Here is a 19,940-nt window from a genome sequence, read left to right as displayed (position 1 = left end):
AGTACAAATGAGTGGAAAAATAATTACTTTTTTGGTATTTTATACCAGAATTATTTCGACATTTTCCCCGCTGCCGCAGCTTCCAGGGCCAGCCCGTACAATATATCCGCTTCGCTGACCAGCACGGACCCCTTGGCCAGGCCGTGTAGTATCCTACTTAAAATCCATGCTCCCGCCGGGATGATGTCGGCCCGTTCGGGCTGCAGCCCGGGCAGTTTTTTCCTTTCGGCGACGGGCAGGTCGCATAACTTTTGGAAAAGTGAATCAACCATCTCCCTGGTCAACCGGAAGCCGTGCACCTTGTTCGGGTCATAACAACGTAATTCCTGGGCCATGGCCGCCAGGGTGGTCACCGTGCCGCCCACCCCGATGACGTCACCGGGACGGTCCCGGTTGACGGCACGCAGAGCCGGACCAATAGCAGCGGTTACCTGGCCCCGGCCGTAACCTCCCTCGGTCATGCGAACAGCTCCCGCCTTTACACTGAGGCACCGGGTTTCTCCGTTTCCGGACCAGATAAATTCCGTGCTTCCACCCCCGATATCAATCACTACGGCGTCCCGCACTTCACCAAGCGCCGCGGTTACGCCCAGATAACTCAACCTGGCTTCCTCGGTGCCGGGCAGCACCACCAGTTGCTCCCCGGTGGCCGAGCGCACCGCGTTCACAAAATCCTCCCGGTTGGCGGCGTCCCTCACCGCGCTCGTTGCCGCCAGTACTTTTTTCCGTGCCCCCGCCCGGTCGGCCTGCCGCAAAAAATCACAAACTGCGGAAATAGTTCTCCCCATGGCCGCGGCCACCAGCCGCCCTCCGGTGATGCCCTGGCCCAGGCGAGTGGTTTTCAGGCCCGTGCACACAGGCACTATCCCGGTTTTCTCAACGTCCGCCACCAGTAAACGGGTGGAATTGCTACCAACATCGATGGCGGCAACCCTCATCGGCAACCCCCTCCGGTATAAAAAAAGCATTCCCTTTGGAGAATGCTTACCGTTGTCATCTTCTGCCGGCTCCCCTGCCGCCGCGCTTGGCATCGGTGCTCCGGCGGAGAGCCTGAAGGCGTTCATCACTATCTTTCAAAAACCTGGACAGTTTTTCCTCGAAAGAAAGCGCAGGCCTGGCGGGCTTGCGCCTGCGTTCAACGGCCTGCTTGATGGACAAGCCGATTTTCCCCTTTGGATCCACGGAAATAACCTTTACCTTGACCTGGTCGTTCACTTTTAAAAAATCATTGATATCTCTCACATATTCTTCGGCGATCTCCGAGATGTGAATTAACCCGGTTTTCCCGTCCGGCAACGCCACAAACGCACCAAAATTTGTAATTCCGGTTACTTTGCCTTCCAAAATTTCTCCAAGTTCAACCGGCATACTTGAAAAATTTCCTCCTACCGTGAAAGACCTTGATTAATTATATCAAAGCCACATCTACTGTCAAGAAGTGTTTAGTCCTTTATCCCGTCATCTTTAATGGCCTCCGGCGGAACCGGCACAATTCTGGATTCACCGGGTTTAACCAGTCCCAGTTTTTCCCTGGCCACCTGCTCGATATAAGCATCGGACTGCAAATTTTCCAGCTGCCTTTGCAGACCCGTATTTTTTTCCTTGATTTCCTTAATTTCAGCCTCGATGGCCTGCAAGTCACGCTGCATGGCGTAAAGCTGGTCGAAACGCGATCCCAGGGAAAAGGAAACATATAACAAGAGCAAGGTAAAAATGATAACGGGCAATTTGCTTCGGGAAAAACGAAACCTTACACGCCGCCTCCGCCTGTCTCCATGGTAATTACCCGTCACGTCATGTCGCGACGTGGATGAACCGGTGATCACGGTTTCACTCCTCCTTTTCGTCCGGCTCAAACAGCCCCAAATTATGCCCGGGAATGACTTTCTGCGCCCGGCATGGTATTTCCTGCCGGGAAATTAAAATTTTTCATAATAAAAAGCCGGCCTTTCTTTAACCGGCTTTCCTTTCCTCTACCAGGGCCAGATATTCCTCACCAAGCTTGGTCAGGCTGCATATTTTGCTCTTGCCCTCAGTGGAGACCTCAACTAAACCCAGGGCATATAATTGCATGATCACGTGATCGAGCACGGCCCTTTTTACCCGGGACAGCAGGGAAAGGTCCTCCTTATTCATACTGCCTTCGGTAATCAGCGCCTCCAGCACCCGGCCGGCCTCCTCGGGCAGCCGCTCTCCCGCTTTAACCAGGTAATCCGCAAGTGTTGTAGTACTAATCATTTTTTGCAATCCCTCCTTTGTTATATATTGTTGACTTGTTTTTCTTAATTAATAAGCCATTAAATAATTTTTTTTTGCGCGTTTAACCGGGGATATTATGGCAACAATATTATTAATCAATGACAAAGCAGGTGATGGTATGCTTGGACGAACCGGGTTGATTATAATACTGGTGCTTTTGGCCGCCGCCGGGATATATGCCCACGAGCACCGGGGCGGTACGCCGGGCGGTTTGATCCGCCTGCATGTAATAGCCAATAGCAATTCTTTTTACGACCAGGAACTTAAATACCGGGTCAAGGACCGCATTGTAAGGGAAACCGCGCCTGTTTTCAGCAAGGCCGCGAGCGCCGGGGAAGCCAGGAAAATTGCCGATGCATACGCCGGCAGAATTGAGCAGGTGGCTCTGGAAGAAATACGGCGGCAGGGTTTTAACTACCCGGTACGGGTGGTGCGGGGAACTTTCCATTTCCCAACCAAAACATATACTATAAAAAACGATGAAAACCGGGTTTCATCGCTAACGTTGCCCTCCGGTGAATACGAGGCCGTACGGGTGATTATCGGAGAGGGCAAGGGCGCCAACTGGTGGTGTGTGCTTTACCCGCCCCTGTGCTTTGTGGACCTGGAGAAATCAGCCCCGCCCGTGGCGGTGCCGGCGGCTGCAGCGGTGGAGAAGGAGCCGCGGGGCGGTGATATTGACGACCATGAAAACAATACCGGCCAGCCCCGTTTCCAATACCGGTTCCGGATTGTGGAATTGCTGAAATCGGTTTGCCATGATATGATGCAGAAACCCGGGGCATAAACCCCGGGTTTGCCGTTTAATTTTATTTTTTACTTTCCGCGTCCCAGTTTACTGATAATCTTTATCCACCGGTCAACCAACCGGCGATAAAAACGCTTCACCGGAGCGGGCACAAGGCGTTTAATTAATGCCGCAAGCCACGGCCCGGTTTTGCCCAAAACCTGCCCGGTCAGACGAAAGGGAAAGGAAACGATCGTGTAAACCAGCCGAAAAGGAAAAACCACCGCCGCGGCCAGCCAAATAATTACCCGGGCGATAAAACGCAAAAAGCGGATGACCAACTGGATAATCCTGATAACCAGCACTCTGACCCGGTCGCGGAAGAGATAAAAATACAGCGCGGCACCGCCGCCTAGCCCCAGTAGTACGAAAAAGCGGACTTCACCCTGGTTGTAATGCAACAACAGGGCATAGACCAGCGGAGTCATGACCAGCCAGAAGATGAGATCTCCCACCAAAATACCGGCTTTCCGCAACCTGAAAACATAGCCGAACCCGGCGTAAATGTCATAGACAAGACCTGCCAGCGCCCCGGTCAAAATGGTATATAAAAAAACCATGAATTGACTGGTTACCGGATCCGTCACAACTTTTACCTCCAAAAATTTTTCCGCATGTCCGGCGCGTCCACACCCGGGCGCAACAAAACCGGCAGGCTGGGCCTTTGATTTAAGTTATCCGGCCGGAACCACTATTTGAAAATTCTATTCAGCATTCCTTTACTGCCGCCCCGCGCGCCCACCGAACCCTTGCGCTCGGTAAATTCCATGCTGGAAATAAATCCTTCCACCATCATATTTCCACTTTCCAGGTTTAGATGGGTAATATGCAACTCCTGGCCCCGCAGGGTGAGCAGGCCCATGTTGGTGTCCAGGTTGATTTCCCGGTCATTAAACTTGCCTACATGCTCCACCCCTTCAATTACCAGGTGCTTGCGATCGGTAAGGGTAAGCCGGTTGCTGAAAGCTTGTTTCTGTTCCATCCCGTTTCACCTCCCGGCCCGGTGACTTGGGTTAAGACTTTTCATATCATATCTATGCCGGGGAACTGTAAATATGTTAAAAAAAGGTGATCCCGTGCGGACCACCTTGGAATACGTTTTTAACGTTTTTAATTTTATCAGGTTAATCCCAGAGTTTCTGGATGTCAACATCCCGGTAATAAAACTTGATAATTTCTTCCGGCTTCTTTCCCTCTTCGGCCATTTTTTTGCTCCCCCACTGGCACAGCCCGACCCCGTGGCCGAATCCTTTACCTTCCAACACCAGGTTGCCACCCTGGATACCGGCCCGGGAGATGAGGGTGGAGCGTACCCGTTCGCTGCCCAGGGCCAGTCTCAATTCAGGCGCGCTTACCGTTTGGGATCCGATCTGCAACCTGATCGCTCTTCCCGAAGGCCCCCTTTCCAGTATTTTAACCGCACTGATATTGCCCGGATCGGCCCCGCTGATCTCCTTTACCGCCCGCCTTACCTGGTCAAGCGGCACTTCCGCCCGCCAGTACTTGTTTTCCGGTACGGTTATCGACAGGCAACCATCCCGCGCTCCGGCCTTAATGTATGTTGTGGGCTCTTTACGATACGCCAGCCCCTCCGGTGCCGAGGCGGAAATACCCCCGTCGCACGCCGAAAACCATCCCTTGACATAATCACCCCGGTAGGTGATGACCTTGCCCCTGGTAAGAGCAATTGCTTTACGCACGTTGTCGTTTATCCGGGAGGGATCGTAAGCCTGAAATTCCTCCACGTCCGTGGATGCGTCCGTCCCATGCAGTTTTTTGACCCGCCCGGCCTGGATGTTTTCCATGGTGAATGTACGGGCCACAATAGCCTGGGCGGCCAGGGCGTTGACCGGCCAGGTCGGCTCCATTTCCGCGGCCACCACGCCGGCTAGGTAATCTTCCAGCTTGATGTTTTCCTTGATGCCTTTTTCTTTGATGTAAAGACTGATGGTAGGTTCTTTATCGGGTGCACCCGGAACAGATTGTTCAAGAGGTTTTCGCTGTGGGCCCCTGGCGCAACCCCACGCCAGCCCCAGCAATAACATCAAAACCAGTAATATTTTAAGTTTACGCATAATACCCCTCCCGCCGGTTTTTATATATTTTTTGTGGGCGGGAATTAAAATATGCGCCAATCGGGCCCCCTGGTAAAGTAATGCAGCACTCCGGTCAAACGGGCCGGGCCCCCGGGTCTCAAGCCCCCTGCGTAGGACGGCGTGCCCAGCCACCGGACCGCCGAAGCGAGCGGGTCAAAAGTATCACTTATATTAAAGCTAACGGAAATCAATCTTAAAAAACCGTCTTTATCCAGCAGCCACATGAAACATTTGCCCTTTCCCCGGATCATTCCAAGGCGGGGCATAGTAGCTGAAATATGATCCAATTCTTTTTTAACCCATTTCATCCACAACATCACCGGCACCCCCGATCCATTTAATGACTATATTACCATATGCAGTCAACAATGAAATTTGAGGGTTTTAGCCGGTTTTATGCAATTACATGGAAGTTTCTTTGACGCATATACTTTTACTTTAAAAATAGCTAAAATTCTATCAACACTTGCAACAATCTTCCGGGGCATTACTCTACGCGGGTCCAAGGGGTCAAAGCTATCGGGCTATGGCGGGCTAAGTGCCGCGTTAGCGGCATGGGCGTCTACCCAAAAATAAAAAAGGCCCCTCGGGACCTTCGATATGTAAATGTTACTCTTCCACCCTGTAATCTTCAAGCAATTCATACAATTCCGCAGCCTGCCCAGCAGGCACCGTTTCCCGAATGCTTACAACCCTAATTTTAAGCAGGCGTTGACCAAATGAAACCTGGATTACGTCACCCGGCTCAACTTCCGTGCCGGCTTTAGCAATGCGGCCGTTAACCGTTACCTGCTGCCGGTCACAAGCTTCCTTGGCCAGCGTACGCCTTTTAATAATCCGGGAAACCTTTAAAAACTTATCTAGTCTCAATGAAAAACCTCGGAAACAATAGATTCGTTTTAGGAGGAGATAGCTTCGCGCAAAGCTTTACCGGCCTTAAACACCGGCACCCGGGCCGCAGCAATCTCGATCTCCTCTCCGGTTTGCGGGTTGCGGCCTTTGCGGGCGGCCCTTTCCCTGATTTCAAAAGTTCCGAATCCAACCAGCTGGACTTTTTCACCTTTGGCGAGGGCTTCCTCTACAGTTGCCAATAATGCACTTACGGCTTTTTCTGCATCCTTTTTGGTCAGTTCGGCCTTTTCCGCCACACTAGCGATCAATTCTGCCTTGTTCATAGATACCCCCCTCAAAAATTAAACGTGGTAACATGCTCTTTACTATTCGCTGTTTCTTATTGAGTTCCTCCTGGAAAGTAAAATTTTCCTACATTTTTTACTGTTTTTTCACCTTTTTTTTGCCTGTTCCCAGAGCCTGTCCATTTCTTGCAGGGTCATATCCCGCAAGTCTGTACCCGTTAGGGAAGCGTTTTGCTCAATATAATTAAACCGCCGGATAAATTTGTCCGTGGCGGCGGTTAGCGCCACCTCGGGGTCCACCCCCGCCAGCCGGGCCACATTTACCACGGCAAATAAAGCATCTCCCGTCTCCTGTTCGATCTCTTCTCTTTGGCCCGTTTCCAATGCATCTTTCAATTCCTGGCATTCCTCGAACACCTTGTCCATGGCTCCCCGGCAATCAGGCCAATCAAAGCCCACCCGGGCAGCCCTGGCCTGTATTTTCAGGGATCGCAGCAAGGCGGGTAACCCGCGGGGCACTCCGTCCAATATCGATTCACTGGGCCGGGCATCACCATCCTTCTCGGTTTGTTTAATTTGTTCCCAGTTGGCCAGTACTTCATCACTGTCCTGCACCCGAAGGTTACCAAAAACGTGGGGGTGCCGGCGGATCATCTTTTGGCTGATCCCGTCCACCACATCGTTGATGTCAAAAAAGCCCCGCTCCTTTGCAATTTGAGCATGGAATACGATTTGTAGTAATAAGTCTCCCAATTCTTCACAAATTTTATACATATCTTCCTGCTGGATGGCTTCCAGCACTTCATAAGTTTCCTCCAGCAAGTAAGGAGTCAGGGTATGATGATCCTGTTCCCGGTCCCACGGGCAACCGCCATCTCCGCGCAACCTGGACATAATGTCCACCAGCCCGTCAAGCGGATAACGCCCGCTTTTTTTTACGCCGGGCTCTTGCACCGGAGGCAGGTACAGGCTGGTTAGGTGATCCACCCAGTCAAACCGGTCCAAAGCGTAAAGGGGGATGGATTCGATTTTTTCCTCGCCGGGGATACCGGCAGCCCGAACCAGGACTACCCGGTGTTCCGCGGGGTAAACTTCCAGCAGGGCCAGTTTAACGTCAGCCGCGATTAAACGGCTGTATACCTGAACCACAACCGCTCCCAGCGCCGGGTTCAAATCCCGGGCATCCTGCCGCAAACCGTCAACTATTTGCAGGCCGCCGGCGGGGTTGATCCGGAGCGCGGCAAACATTGCGTCCAGAAAGCTCATGGCCGGGAGCACGGCTGTTGGAATGCCGCGTTGCTGTGCATCCCCCAGAATCAATTCAACGGATGTTTCCGCCACCAGCGGGTGTCCCGGCACGGCATAAACCACCGGCCCGGCGCCGGCGGCTTCCAACACGTCATCCTTGATCAGGTTATACACTTCCTCAAAGTTATCCGCCTGCTCGTAGTACCGGTCGAAGGACTCAAATAAAATCCCCTGCCGCTTGATCCAATCCACCACCGGGTGCACTTCGGTGCGCAAAAAAAGCCGGCGCGCCTGGCGCAATACATCAAGGTTGGCCGGCGGCAATGAATCCTTGTTCCCCGGCCCCAACCCTACGATTGTTATCATTGTCTTCACCAAAACCTCCCGTGTTGCTTAAAAAATCCAGCCTTACCATTGTTCTTACCATTTCCACCCTGGTTTACTGTTTTCCTTTAAAAAAATGTTTTTTTATACTTCCCGTTTAGCTTATGTTTTATAAAAAAACAGCCCGGTTGTACGGGCTGCCTACTGCTCCATTTGTTTGGCCAGAAAACCTGCCGCGGTTTCCGCCAGTTTTAGTTCAAGTTCACCCATCTGCACATTCGGTTCACGTGAGGCCAGTATTACTGCCCCGATAGGGTCGCCTTCGGCAATAATCGGTGCAATTACTTCCGCCGAATATTTGCATTCGCCGTCCTCTATAATCATACATTCCTTACAGTGAGGGTCATTACCGGGATTATTTATAATTGCCGCCTTGCGATCTTCCATAACCTTTTCCACTGCGGCGCTGATTGGTTTATTCAAAAATTCCTTTTTCGGTGCTCCGGAAACGGCAATGATGGTATCCCGGTCCGCAATACAGGCAATATGTCCCAGGGCCTCGTGCAACGAATCGGCGTATTCCTTGGCAAAATCGCCCAGCTCACCTATGGGTGAATATTTCTTTAGAATTACTTCACCCTCCCGGTCAACAAAGATTTCCAGGGGATCGCCTTCGCGGATTCTGAGCGTTCTTCTAATTTCCTTGGGAATAACCACCCTGCCGAGATCATCTATTCTTCGCACTATACCCGTTGCTTTCATGGGCCGCCCCTTCCCTCCTTTACCTGAAGTTAATCGCGAATAAACTTTCTATGTTAGTATATAACCGGAGGTCGGGAATTATTCATTTTTTTCCAATCATGAACAAAATAATTTTCATCTCACCGCGAAAAGGTTATTTTTTTGTCGAAACCCCCTTTTCAGCTTGACCAGATGGGTCTTTTCCCAGGTTATTTACTATTTTCGCTTTATCGCGCAGTTCCTGCATGAAATCGTCCATTTTTTTGGAAACCGCTTCTTGCCGGATTCTTTCCGCTATGTCGTCCTTGACCTCCGCAAGGCTTTGCACTTTAGCGGGAATCACCTTGTCCAGGCGTATGATATGATAGCCAAACGCGGTTTTAACCGGCTCCGCGGTAAATTCCCCTTCCTTAAGATTAAACGCGGCGTCCTCAAATTCCTTGACAAAGCCGCTGCCCCTGCTGAAGGGTGGGTATTCCCCGCCGTTGTCCTTGCTACCGGGGTCGTCGCTGTACTGCTTGGCCAGTTCCGCGAAGTCCGCGCCGGATCTCAGTTTTTCGGCGACCTGCAACGCCAGTACCTTGGCCTCCATTTCAGTGCGGTTCTTCCCGTTGGAATAATCGCCGACACCGATTAAAATATGCCTGACCTGCCGCTGTTCCGGCGTGCTGAACTGGTCCTTGTTTTGTTCATAATAATTTTTAATTTCTTCACCGGACGGCCGGGACACGCCGGAGGCAATTTGTTCCTGCAGCTTGTTCAAGGCGAGCTGTTGTTTTACCAGGTCGTTCAGCTTCGGTTCATTAACCCCGTTGGCCGCCAGGAACTTTTTAAATTCTCCCTCGGACCCCAGTTGTTTTTTAAGCTGCTCGATTTCTCCAGCAACCTCCTTGTCGGTGGGCAATAAACCCCGCTTTTCGGCTTCCTGGAGAATCAGCTTCTGGTCAATCATCTGGTTCAGGACATCACGGCGCAGCATTTGTTCAAATTCTTTGCCCTGATCACCCTCGAATATCAATCCCTGCTGTTCCAGGCCGGCCTTCATGGCCTCAACATTTTGGTCAAGCTCTTGGGTGGTGATTTTTTCACCGTTCACCGAAGCCACCACATTATTACCGCCGCAGCCCCACAGGACCAGGGAAACCAGTAGGATCATCACTCCCAAAAGACCAACATTTTTACGCAAGTCGTCCATCTCCTCCCCGGAATTAATGATGCCACCTCCTGCGGCGGCACCAGCTCACTCAATTATATAGCAAATCAGCGACCACGGCAACCAATCCAATTAACAACATTCACTGGCTTAAATACTCTAAAAACCGCTCCAAATCCACCAGCTGTTCCTCCGGAGAGCGCCCGGCCTCCCGGAATTTCAGCCGGATTTCAAACTCATCTTCGGCGTTGCTGAACTTAACCTTGTTGCGGTACCGCTCCCCTACCGCAACCAGCTTTTCCCCGGTCAGGTTGTGCCCCGGAGCGAAAATTATCCGGTAAAAACCCTGCTGCCTGCTGACGGATTTGATCTTCCGGTTCCCGGCCATCACTCTGATCCGGGCCACCCGCAACAGGTTTTCCACCGGCCGGGGCAGGTCACCGAAGCGATCCACCAGTTCTTCCTCCAGGTCCGGAACGTCCTCCAGCCGCTTGAGCGAGGCAATGCGCCTGTACAGTTCCACTTTCTGGTTCGCGTCGGGCATATAATCTTCCGGGATATAGGCCTCCACCGGCAGTTCCACCACCGCTTCCACGGGCTGCTCCACCCGCCGTCCCCGGGCTTCCTGCACGGCCTCCTCCAGCAGGCGGCAGTACAGGTCGAAGCCCACGGCGGCAATATGCCCGTGCTGCTCGGCTCCCAGCAGGTTGCCGGCGCCCCGGATTTCCAGGTCGCGCATTGCAATCTTATAACCGGAACCAAGTTCGGTGAATTCGCGGATGGCGGCCAGTCTCTTTTCCGCCACCTCGTTTAAAACCCGGTCCTTACGAAAGGTAAGATAAGCGTAAGCCAGGCGATTGGCCCGGCCCACCCGCCCGCGCAGCTGGTATAACTGCGCCAGGCCGAAATTGTTGGCTTCTTTAACAATTAACGTGTTGACATTCGGTATGTCCAGGCCGCTTTCAATAATGGTGGTACAAACGAGGATATCGTATTCCCCGTCGATAAAATCCAGCATAATTTGTTCAAGCTCTTCTTCCCGCATCTGCCCGTGGGCGGTAATGATACGGGCCTCCGGCACCAGCGATTTCACCCAGAGGGCCACGTTGTCCAGGTCGGCCACCCGGTTGTGGACAAAAAACACCTGCCCGTCCCGGCCCAGCTCCCGCCGGATGGCTTCCCGGATCAGCACGGGATCCTCTTCCAGCACGTAAGTCTGGACCGGAAACCTGTTTTCCGGCGGCGTCTCCAAAATGCTTGTGTCCCGCACCCCCACCAGGGACATGTGCAGGGTGCGGGGTATGGGCGTGGCGGTAAGGGTCAAAACATCAACGCTGGTCCTCATCTTTTTTAATTTTTCTTTGTGCGACACGCCAAAACGCTGTTCCTCGTCCACCACCAGAAGGCCCAGATCTTTAAACACCACATCGTCCTGCACCAGGCGGTGGGTGCCGATTATAATGTCGATACGACCCGCCTTCAGGTCCTGGATAATCCTGCGCTGCTCCCGGGGCGTCCGGAACCGGCTGAGCATTTCTACACGCACCGGGTAGCGCGCAAACCGCTCCCGGAAGGTATTGTAATGCTGCTGGGCCAGGATGGTGGTGGGCACCAGCACGGCCACCTGTTTGCTTTCCATCACGGCCTTGAAGGCGGCGCGCAGCGCCACTTCGGTTTTGCCGTATCCCACATCGCCGCATAAAAGCCGGTCCATGGGGCGGGGAGCTTCCATGTCCCGCTTCACTTCGGCGATGGCCTTGAGCTGGTCCGGCGTTTCCTCGTAAGGAAAAGCCTCCTCAAACTCCTTCTGCCAGATTGTATCCGGCCCGTAGGCGTAGCCCTGCACGGTTTCCCGGGCGGCGTAGAGGGCCAAAAGTTCCTGGGCCATATCCCTGACGGCCTCCCGGACCCGGTTTTTAACCCGGTTCCACTCCGGGCCGCCCAGCTTGGACAGCCGCGGGGCGTCAACCTCGGCTCCGAGGTACTTTTGTAATAGTGAAACCTGATCCGTTGGCACGTAAAGCTTGTCTTCGCCGGCGTACTTGATCAGCAAGTACTCTTTGCGGATACCCCCGATGTCCAGCGGCACAATCCCCTGGTAGCGACCGATGCCGTGGTTGACGTGCACTACGTAATCCCCCACCTTGAGGTCGGTAAAAGGCTCCAGCCGGTTGCCCTCCCGGGCCTGTTCCCGCCGCCTGCGCTTGCGCTGGCCGAAAATTTCGCCTTCGGTGATGACCACCAGCCGGGCGTTCACCAGTTCAAACCCGCCGGAAAGCTGGCCGTGGCTGATCACCACGTTGCCGGGCCGGACCTCGCGGTCCAGGGCGGAGACGTAAAAGACGTCCAGCTTTTCGTCCCGCAGCGCATCCAACAGGTGCCTGCCCCGATCCTGCCCCGTCACCAGCAGCACCACCGCGTTGCCGTTCTTGCGCCACTGCCGGATTTCCCCGGCCAGCATGTCGATATGCCCCAGGAAACTGTGCATGGACTTGGCGGTGAAATTGACAATGTTTTGCGGTCGAATGAACGGCGCCTGGCGGGGCATGAAAGTAAAATAGACCGCCCGCCTGGCGCAAAAAACCTCATATAATTCTTCCCAGTCCAGGTACCCCTTCAGCTGGCCGGGCAACACCTTACCCCTGGTAAGGAGATCGGAATATGTTTCTGCCCGTTCCCGTTGAATACTCTGCACCACATCCTTTATTTTTTGCGGCTCGTCCATAAACACGGGCGCGCCCCGGGGCAGGTAATCCAACAGGCTCACTGGCCGGGGGTAAAAATACGGCAGGTACAGTTCGAGCCCCTGAAAGTAAGTATTATTTTCCAACATTTCCAACAGGTGACCGAAATGTTCCTCGAAAAACCGCAGCGCCGCGGCATCACCCGACCGGGCCAGCTTGCGCTGGTGAATGCGGTAATCCGCCCTGATGGCGCTGCGGCCCATGGTCCACATGTCGCCGGGAATAACCAGCTCCCGGGCGGGGAAGATTTGAACCCGTTCAATCTTTTTTTCCGAACGCTGGGATTCCACTTCAAACAGGCGGACGGAATCCACCTCGTCATCAAAAAACTCAATCCTGACCGGCTTTTCCCCGGTCATGGGGAATATATCGACAATACCTCCCCGCATGCTGAAATGTCCGGGGTTTTCCACCAGGTCGACCCTTTCGTAACCCATGGCCACCATCCGGCGCACCAGTTCCCCGGTATCCCAACGATCTCCCACGGCCAGTTCAATCACACCGGAGGTAAACGCTTCCCGCGGGCAAAGCCGGCGCATCACCGCCTCCACCGGCGCCACCACCACCATGGGTTCGCCGCGGCACAGGCCCTCCAGGACACTGAGCCGGCGAGATGTTACCTCTTTCCCGTGAGCCAGCACCTGGTAAGGTAAAAGCTCGAAAACGGGAAAATGCTCCACCCTTGCGTTCGGGAGTAATGCGGCCAGGTCGTCGAATACTTGACCCGCCTCCGCCTCGCCCGGGGTGAGCACCAGCGCGGTGGGAAAAACATTGTCAACCAGTGCCGCGATAAGCAAGTTGCGCTGCGCGCCGGTAAGGCCAAATACTTGTTGCTGGCCCTGGCCTGCGTTGAAGCTCCTGACCAGGCCGGCGTATTCTGTTGTATTCATAATGGGAGTCAACAACCCCCGCATATGCACCACCAGCCGAAAAAAGGCATCACAAAAAGAGCTTTAGCGTCTGATGGCTAAAGCTCCAGCCTTTCCTTGATTATCATGTTTAATGCAGCCTGTACGGGTAGACCAGGCGCGGGGGAGGGCCATAAACTTCCTCCCGGCAATCCTCGCACAGGCCCGTGGCATAACTAACCCCGTGCCCATACTCACCCATCATTATACCCCCGGCCCCTACCCCCGTCAAGTCGTGGGAACCGTCTCGGGCCCTTTCACCCGGTCCGGTCGCTTTAAATATGCGATCGCAACACTCGCATATATAATAAATCTTCATTGCAACTCCATCACCTTTATACAAAATGATAACGGTATAAATTATTTGATCACGCGCCGGCCCGGCCCGAGCAGCACCACCGCTGCGTGGTTCCAGAGCGCGTGTAACGCGGCGGCCGGCAGCAGGGCCAGCGGCAGGGATTCACGCGCCTGGTACAGCCAGGCCGCAATGAAACCCAGCACGCTGTGCAGGGCCAGGGCCGCCAGGCCTGGCCAAACGCCGCGACCGCGCCGGGAATCCGCCGCCAGTTCCACTCCGCCGAATACCACGTGGGTTAAAAATATATCGGCGTTTAACAGCAATGCGGCCCCTGTTTTGGCCGTCTCTTCCACCGCCGGCGCCACCAGCACGATTACGCCCCGGGTTCCGCTTTTGCCCACCAGCCCCAGAAAAAACCGGGCGGCAACGGCTGAAAGCAGGCCTGCCCAGATATACAAATAAATCACCTGTTAATTAGTATTAACAACCACCCTGCGGCTTATACCGGTTTCCAGCTGTTGTACTTGTTCATGGCCGCCCCGGCGCCCCTTTCAACAATCTCCAGCAGCACATCCGGAACAATGTGCAACACCTTGTTGATCATTTCCTCCTCGGCAGGAGCGGGGCGCCCCAGCACCCAGTCCACCACTTCCGGCCCCTGCGCGGGGGGGCGCCCGATACCGACGCGCACCCGGACGAAATCCCCCGTCCCCAAGAGATTGATAATCGAGGCCAAACCGCGGTGCCCGCCGTCGCCGCCGCGATTGCGGATGCGCAGCCGGCCCGGCTCGAGGTCAAGATCATCATATATTACCGTCATATCGGCGGGGGGCAGTTTATACCAGCGCAACAGCCGGATCACCGCTTCTCCGCTGAGGTTCATGTAAGTTTGGGGTTTGGCCAGGATAATTTTTTCACCTTGATGAAGCCCCTGTCCAACCAGGGCGCGCAAAAACGGGTGGTCAACGGCCGTTTCCAGGCGGGCCGCCACCAGGTCCACCGCCCTGAAACCAACGTTATGCCTTGTGGCGGCATATTTTTCACCGGGGTTTCCCAACCCTACTACAAGTTTCAAATCATTTACCTCCACTTGCCGGCAAAGTGAAATAAATAAAAACATTTTTATGATTGAACCATACTACCTTTTCCGCAGTCAAGATCATATCAAGAATATACTGTGTGGGCAAATTATTTACCCCCTCCTGGAATGGAGGGGGCCGGAGCAATACTTTACGCCCTTTCAGGGCCAGGGCTTTCGGGGCTATAAACCCGCCATGTTAAACTATGGCAACAACGGCATGCAATGGAATCAATACCACTTCCATGGTGTTGTTTACAGTCCGGTGCACCTCGAGGTAATTGGCACCCACGGCGTGCAACACACCCCTTACCGGAGTGGCTACATCACCAATGTAAACAGTAATATTTCTCCCGATGGAACTTTGAATCCGCTCGTGAAACGTCATACCGTAACCGGGTCCGTACGACGGGCCCGGAGGGGGGAAGTACCCGGCGCCGGTTGCATCAGCCATAAAATCTCCTCCTTGCCTGCATATTTTACCCCCAGATTATGCAGGTCAAGGAAAGAATGTTCCGCGAATCAGGCCTCTCCGGCGGGAGTTTCCGTTTCCGCGGCACCCGGTTCGCCTTCCGCTTCGGTTTCCTCCGCCTTATGTTCCGCCAGCACCGTAACCACAACCGTTTCGGGATCTTCAAGCACCGTTACTTTTTCGGGAACGGAGATGTCTTTTACAGTAACCGTGTCACCCACCGTCAGACCGTCAAGGCTAACTGTTACCGCATCGGGAATCTCGGTGGGAAGGCAGGAAATCCGGATTTCCCGGATGCCATACTGTAAAATACCGTCCTTTACCTCGCCGGTGAGGTTGACGGGTATGGTTGTCTCAATTGGTTCTTCCATGGATATCTGGTGAAAATCTATATTCATCAACACCCGTTTAATCGGGTCATACTGCATGTCTTTTACCAGCACCTTGTAGTTCCGGGATTCACCCGCACCCGGCCCAAGTACGGTTAGATCGATAATATTGCTTCTGCCTTTGGCAATAACGTCTTTTAAGGGTTTTAAAGCCACCTCCACCGGAACGCTGCCCACGGCCTTGCCGTATACTACGCCGGGCACCATTTCCTTGCGGAACAATTCATTCCGGTAACCCTTCCCCCTTTTTTCCCGGTAATTTACCTGTAAACTTAAATCTGCCATTATATCTCAACCTCCTTTGGGATAATATTCCCTGTTTATGGTTATATCAAACACACCCCCGTCATAACATTTAAATATAATATTGTTGGGCGTACAGGGGGTGTTGCTATGCGCAAAAGTAAACAATTTGCCTCGATGCCTGTCATCAGCCTGGAAGAAGGAAAGCAGGTCGGAACAATCAAGGGACTGGTGATCAATCCGGGCGAAAAAAGAGTAGCCGCCCTGATTGTGGAACAAAAAGGTTTATTTAACGATCAAAAATTTGTCACTTATAGTAAAATACGTAGCGTGGGCGAAGACGCCGTTACCATACACCGCGGCGCTTTTGTACAAAAAGGCGACAACCTGCCGGAAATAATCAGCCTGGTCAAGGACAAGTGCAAAATCAACGGAGCCCGCATCGTCACCGAAAGCGGCACCTTGTTGGGCATTGTTGACGATTATTACGTGGACCTTACCTCCGGCGAGCTGGTGGGCATGGAATTCAGCGGCGGCTATATCAGCGGGATATTCAGCGGCACGGCCTTTCTTGACATTGAACACGTCCTTACCATCGGTAAGGAAATGATCGTCTGCTCGGACGAGGCCGTGGAAAAAGCGGTCAAGCTGGACGGCGGGCTTCAGGACAAGTTACGCAGCGTAAAAGAATCCACCGGCCAATTATGGGAGTCAACCATACAAAAAAGCAGGGAACTTGGCTCCAATGTAAACAAATCGTTTTCCAGGTTCAAACGCAATAAACCGGAAGATATGGATGATCAAACGACAGGCACTTCCACAGGCGACATCAAGCCGGAAGATACCACCACCGGAGAAAAGCCGCCCAAAGAGGAGTAATCCTCGCGCCGTCGTTGCCGGCCTGGGCCGGCTTGGCCGGGGAAAAGCACCCGTTTAATCAAAAAGTTTGCTCACCGACAGGTCCTCGTGGATGCGAATAATGGCTTCACCCAAAAGCGGGGCCACGGACAAAACTTTAATTTTATCAATCATTTTTCTTTCCGGCAATGGAATTGTATTGGTCACCAGCACCTCTTTAATGGGCGCCCCGGCCAGCCTCTTTACCGCCGGGCCGCTCAGCACGGGGTGAGTGCAGCAAACGTAAATGTCATCCGCGCCCCATTGCTTGAGAGCCACGGCTCCCTGGGTTATGGTGCCGGCGGTATCAATGATGTCGTCAATCATGATCACCTTTTTGCCCCGGACGTCCCCGATGATATTCATGATCTCGGCCACATTGGGCTCCGGGCGCCTTTTATCAATAATGGCGAGAGGTGCGCCGATTCTTTCCGCCAGGTCCCTGGCGCGCTGCACGCCGCCCAGGTCTGGGCTTACCACCACCACGTCATTCAGTTGCTGCTGCAGGAAGTACTGGGCAATCAGCGGCACGCCGGGCAAGTGATCCACGGGGATATCAAAAAACCCTTGAATCTGGCCTGCGTGCAGGTCCATGGTAATGACCCGCCTGGCGCCGCTGGCAAAAAGCAAATTGGCCACCAGCTTGGCGGTAATGGGATCGCGGGCCCGGGTCTTGCGGTCTTGCCGGGCGTAACCATAATAGGGCATGACGGCGGTAATCCTGCGCGCCGAAGCCCTGCGCACGGCGTCCACCATAACCAGCAGTTCCATCAAGTGCTCGTTGACCGGCTCGCAGGTGGGCTGGATGATAAACACATCCGCACCCCGCACGCTTTCATTGATCTTGACCTGAATTTCCCCGTCGCTGAAGCGGCCGACCTTCGCCGCTCCCACGGACACGCCCAGGTACTGGGCTATTTCCTCCGCCAGGGCGGGATTGGCGTTTCCGGTGAAAATTTTAAGTCGTTGTCGGGATGACATTTAAGTTACCTCCAAAATTTATTCAACTTTATTGTCTGCAGGCCGCCGCTTCTTTCTTTCAGCCCAGCCGGCAATATTTTTTTGCTTGCCCCGGGCCACCCCGAGTGAGCCGGGAGGGACATCCCTGGTAATCGTTGAGCCGGCGCCTGTTACCGCCCGGGCACCTACCTCGACGGGGGCAACCAGGTTGGTATTACTGCCGATAAACGCATATTCCCCAATCCGGGTGACATGTTTTTTTTCGCCATCGTAATTGCAGGTAATGGTACCGGCGCCGATGTTGGCCCCCGCTCCCACTTCGGCATCCCCGATGTAACTTAAATGAGGAACCTTGCAACCGTCACCCAGCCGCGAGTTTTTAACTTCTACAAAATCCCCCACCTTGACCCGCCGGTCCAACACGCACCCGGGACGAAGATAGGCGAACGGACCGATATTGCAATCGTCCCCCACCGCACTTTCTACAACCACGGAATTTGATACGGAGACACGGTTGCCCAAGGTGGAATCGGCGAGACGGGAAGACGGGCCTATAATACATTTCTCGCCAATTTTCGATTTTCCTTCAATGATGGTAAACGGATAAATCACGGTATCCGGTCCGATTTGAACCGAATCGTCGATAAAGGTTGACTCCGGATCCATTACAGTGACCCCGGATTGCATCAACTTATCCAGGATGCGGCGCCGCATAATTTTCTCCACCGCGGCCAGCTGGCACCGGTCGTTGATGCCCATCACCTCGGAGAAGTCATCGATGGTGGCCGCTCCCACCGGTTTATTCCGCTGCGCATAATACTCGATGATATCCGTCAGATAATATTCCCCTTGCGCGTTGTCGCGGCCCAGCGCGGCCAGAGCGTCAAAAAGCCCCTCCGCCCGAAAACAATATACGCCGGTATTGATTTCCCGCACCGCCAGTTCACCGGGCGTGGCGTCTTTTTGTTCCACGATTTTAACCAGGCCGCCGCCGGCGTTGCGGATAATTCTACCGTAACCGGCGGGGTCCGGTAAAACAGCGGTCAGCACGGTGGCTGCGTTTCCCCCGCGCCTGTGCGCATCCACCAGGCCGGCCAGGGTCTCCGGGCGGATCAACGGAGTATCCCCGCATACAACCAGGATATCCCCGTCAAAACGTTCCAAAGCACACCGGGCTTGCATCAGCGCGTGGGCCGTTCCCAGTTGCTCGCGCTGGTAAGCATACTCAACGCCGCCTCCCACCCGCTCCGTCACCAGGCCGGCCTCGTGCCCCACCACCAGGATAGTTTTATGTACCCCGGCTTTTTTAACCGCTGACAAAACATGCTCCACCATGGCCCGTCCGCAAACCCTGTGCAGCACCTTGGGCAGTCCGGACTTCATCCTGGTGCCCTTGCCGGCCGCGAGTACTACCGCAGCTAACCGCATGAAAAAGATAACCTCCCACAAGTTTTAGTCTACCTTATATTACGGCGTAAGCTTTATAATTCAACAAAAAAGCGCCGTTTCCCTTCAACAAATTAAAATCCCGTGTTGCGTGGAACTAATTACATATAAAAAGAGAGCATGGTGCTCTCTCAAATGGCACTGGCGTAAGCTTCCAGAACCGCGTTTTGAATTATTTCCCGGGCTTGCGAATTGATGGGGTGAGCAATATCTCTAAATTCTCCGTCGGGGGTTTTCCGGCTGGGCATTGCCACGAACAACCCGTTTTGCCCCTCAACCACTTTAACGTCATGAATGACAAACATGTCATCCAAAGTTACCGAAACAATTGCTTTCATTTTTCCTTCCGCCAGTACTTTGCGTACCCTCACGTCGGTAACGTTCATCAGTTCACCACCTTCCGTTAACCAATTATGCCAGGTTTAGTATATTTTTCTGCGAGGAAAACAAAATTCCTGCAATTTTCCAAAAATATTAGAAAAATATTCCTAAAAAAATTTTACATTGCTTCCACCCCGTAACCGCGGTCCCGCAGCAATTTAATAATCTCCCGGACGTGTTCCCTGTTGCATGTTTCCAATAGCAGCTCAACTTCGGCCTTCAGCGCCGATGCCGCTTCCATGACCCGGGTGAATGTCAGGGGCATAAAATTCCCCCTCTCTTTTTCCACTATTTTCCCCCAACTTAAAAAGAGAATATACATTTCTTACTGGATTTTCCTAAAAACGCAGGTTTTTTGGATAATGGGAAAAAGCGCTGAA

25 protein-coding genes are annotated in these 19,940 nt (G+C 53.5%); 2 read left to right on the top strand and 23 right to left on the bottom strand.

Going from position 1 to position 19,940, the window contains the following annotated elements; genetic code table 11:
• Positions 1-50: 50 nt before the first annotated feature.
• From IT084_RS06880 to IT084_RS06865, 4 genes are all read right to left on the bottom strand, one after another.
• Positions 51-938, bottom strand: a complete 888-nt coding sequence (locus IT084_RS06880; RefSeq protein WP_195712120.1) for a Ppx/GppA family phosphatase — start codon at positions 936-938, stop codon at positions 51-53.
• Positions 939-993: 55 nt separating this feature from the next.
• Positions 994-1,368: a S1 RNA-binding domain-containing protein gene (locus tag IT084_RS06875; protein ID WP_195712119.1), complete on the bottom strand. Its 375-nt coding sequence runs from the start codon at positions 1,366-1,368 to the stop codon at positions 994-996.
• A gap of 74 nt (positions 1,369-1,442) precedes the next feature.
• Complete coding sequence (locus IT084_RS18135) at positions 1,443-1,826, bottom strand: septum formation initiator family protein (protein ID WP_313885440.1); 384 nt, start codon at positions 1,824-1,826, stop codon at positions 1,443-1,445.
• A 127-nt stretch (positions 1,827-1,953) separates the two neighbouring features.
• Positions 1,954-2,238 carry a transcriptional regulator gene (locus IT084_RS06865; protein WP_195712118.1) on the bottom strand — a complete coding sequence of 95 codons (285 nt, stop codon included), beginning with the start codon at positions 2,236-2,238 and terminating at the stop codon, positions 1,954-1,956.
• A 139-nt stretch (positions 2,239-2,377) separates the two neighbouring features.
• On the opposite strand from IT084_RS06865, the gene IT084_RS06860 reads away from it, so the two are divergent.
• Entirely contained in the window at positions 2,378-3,046 is a 669-nt protein-coding gene (locus IT084_RS06860; protein WP_195712117.1) for a stage II sporulation protein R, read from the top strand.
• A gap of 29 nt (positions 3,047-3,075) precedes the next feature.
• Here IT084_RS06860 and yabQ read toward each other — a convergent pair whose 3' ends face one another.
• The 15 genes from yabQ to IT084_RS06785 all read right to left on the bottom strand — a co-directional run bounded on the left by yabQ (position 3,076) and on the right by IT084_RS06785 (position 15,918).
• Complete coding sequence (gene yabQ / locus IT084_RS06855; protein WP_195712116.1) at positions 3,076-3,633, bottom strand: spore cortex biosynthesis protein YabQ; 558 nt, start codon at positions 3,631-3,633, stop codon at positions 3,076-3,078.
• A gap of 104 nt (positions 3,634-3,737) precedes the next feature.
• Positions 3,738-4,028 (bottom strand): sporulation protein YabP, encoded by a 291-nt coding sequence (gene yabP / locus IT084_RS06850; RefSeq protein ID WP_195712115.1) that lies wholly within the window; start codon positions 4,026-4,028, stop codon positions 3,738-3,740.
• 142 nt (positions 4,029-4,170) lie between these two features.
• Positions 4,171-5,121, bottom strand: a complete 951-nt coding sequence (locus IT084_RS06845; protein ID WP_195712114.1) for a SpoIID/LytB domain-containing protein — start codon at positions 5,119-5,121, stop codon at positions 4,171-4,173.
• Positions 5,122-5,165: 44 nt separating this feature from the next.
• Positions 5,166-5,450: a hypothetical protein gene (locus IT084_RS06840; RefSeq protein WP_195712113.1), complete on the bottom strand. Its 285-nt coding sequence runs from the start codon at positions 5,448-5,450 to the stop codon at positions 5,166-5,168.
• 301 nt (positions 5,451-5,751) lie between these two features.
• Positions 5,752-6,012, bottom strand: a complete 261-nt coding sequence (locus IT084_RS06835) for an RNA-binding S4 domain-containing protein (protein ID WP_195712112.1) — start codon at positions 6,010-6,012, stop codon at positions 5,752-5,754.
• A 29-nt stretch (positions 6,013-6,041) separates the two neighbouring features.
• Entirely contained in the window at positions 6,042-6,317 is a 276-nt protein-coding gene (locus tag IT084_RS06830) for an HU family DNA-binding protein (RefSeq protein ID WP_195712111.1), read from the bottom strand.
• Positions 6,318-6,425: 108 nt separating this feature from the next.
• Positions 6,426-7,892, bottom strand: a complete 1,467-nt coding sequence (mazG, locus tag IT084_RS06825; protein WP_207744459.1) for a nucleoside triphosphate pyrophosphohydrolase — start codon at positions 7,890-7,892, stop codon at positions 6,426-6,428.
• Positions 7,893-8,051: 159 nt separating this feature from the next.
• The gene (gene spoVT / locus IT084_RS06820; protein ID WP_195712109.1) at positions 8,052-8,612 is read right to left on the bottom strand and encodes a stage V sporulation protein T; all 561 of its coding nucleotides are present in this window, start codon (positions 8,610-8,612) and stop codon (positions 8,052-8,054) included.
• A gap of 133 nt (positions 8,613-8,745) precedes the next feature.
• Positions 8,746-9,777, bottom strand: coding sequence for a peptidylprolyl isomerase (locus tag IT084_RS06815; RefSeq protein ID WP_195712108.1), 1,032 nt, complete (start codon positions 9,775-9,777; stop codon positions 8,746-8,748).
• A gap of 109 nt (positions 9,778-9,886) precedes the next feature.
• Positions 9,887-13,402: a transcription-repair coupling factor gene (gene mfd, locus IT084_RS06810; protein ID WP_195712107.1), complete on the bottom strand. Its 3,516-nt coding sequence runs from the start codon at positions 13,400-13,402 to the stop codon at positions 9,887-9,889.
• Between the two features lie 85 nt (positions 13,403-13,487).
• Entirely contained in the window at positions 13,488-13,715 is a 228-nt protein-coding gene (locus tag IT084_RS06805; RefSeq protein ID WP_195712106.1) for a hypothetical protein, read from the bottom strand.
• A 41-nt stretch (positions 13,716-13,756) separates the two neighbouring features.
• A complete protein-coding gene (locus IT084_RS06800; RefSeq protein ID WP_195712105.1) occupies positions 13,757-14,152 on the bottom strand; it encodes a hypothetical protein in 396 nt (131 codons plus the stop codon).
• Between the two features lie 41 nt (positions 14,153-14,193).
• A complete protein-coding gene (gene pth / locus IT084_RS06795) occupies positions 14,194-14,769 on the bottom strand; it encodes an aminoacyl-tRNA hydrolase (protein ID WP_195712104.1) in 576 nt (191 codons plus the stop codon).
• A 202-nt stretch (positions 14,770-14,971) separates the two neighbouring features.
• Positions 14,972-15,226 carry a hypothetical protein gene (locus IT084_RS06790; protein ID WP_195712103.1) on the bottom strand — a complete coding sequence of 85 codons (255 nt, stop codon included), beginning with the start codon at positions 15,224-15,226 and terminating at the stop codon, positions 14,972-14,974.
• A 68-nt stretch (positions 15,227-15,294) separates the two neighbouring features.
• Positions 15,295-15,918, bottom strand: a complete 624-nt coding sequence (locus tag IT084_RS06785) for a 50S ribosomal protein L25 (protein ID WP_195712102.1) — start codon at positions 15,916-15,918, stop codon at positions 15,295-15,297.
• Between the two features lie 108 nt (positions 15,919-16,026).
• Between IT084_RS06785 and IT084_RS06780 the strand changes: the two genes are divergently transcribed.
• Positions 16,027-16,755 (top strand): PRC-barrel domain-containing protein, encoded by a 729-nt coding sequence (locus tag IT084_RS06780; RefSeq protein WP_195712101.1) that lies wholly within the window; start codon positions 16,027-16,029, stop codon positions 16,753-16,755.
• A 54-nt stretch (positions 16,756-16,809) separates the two neighbouring features.
• On the opposite strand, the gene IT084_RS06775 is transcribed toward IT084_RS06780, so the two are convergent.
• The 4 genes from IT084_RS06775 to IT084_RS06760 all read right to left on the bottom strand — a co-directional run bounded on the left by IT084_RS06775 (position 16,810) and on the right by IT084_RS06760 (position 19,825).
• A complete protein-coding gene (locus IT084_RS06775; protein WP_195712100.1) occupies positions 16,810-17,754 on the bottom strand; it encodes a ribose-phosphate pyrophosphokinase in 945 nt (314 codons plus the stop codon).
• 18 nt (positions 17,755-17,772) lie between these two features.
• Positions 17,773-19,161, bottom strand: coding sequence for a bifunctional UDP-N-acetylglucosamine diphosphorylase/glucosamine-1-phosphate N-acetyltransferase GlmU (glmU, locus tag IT084_RS06770; protein WP_195712099.1), 1,389 nt, complete (start codon positions 19,159-19,161; stop codon positions 17,773-17,775).
• A 149-nt stretch (positions 19,162-19,310) separates the two neighbouring features.
• Positions 19,311-19,565, bottom strand: a complete 255-nt coding sequence (spoVG, locus tag IT084_RS06765) for a septation regulator SpoVG (protein WP_195712098.1) — start codon at positions 19,563-19,565, stop codon at positions 19,311-19,313.
• Between the two features lie 113 nt (positions 19,566-19,678).
• A complete protein-coding gene (locus tag IT084_RS06760; protein WP_195712097.1) occupies positions 19,679-19,825 on the bottom strand; it encodes a hypothetical protein in 147 nt (48 codons plus the stop codon).
• Positions 19,826-19,940: the final 115 nt, after the last annotated feature.

It is taken from the genome of Desulfallas sp. Bu1-1 (genome assembly GCF_015594625.1).
GTDB lineage: Bacteria > Bacillota > Desulfotomaculia > Desulfotomaculales > Desulfallaceae > JADNRQ01.
This window is presented reverse-complemented; position numbering and strand designations above follow the sequence as displayed.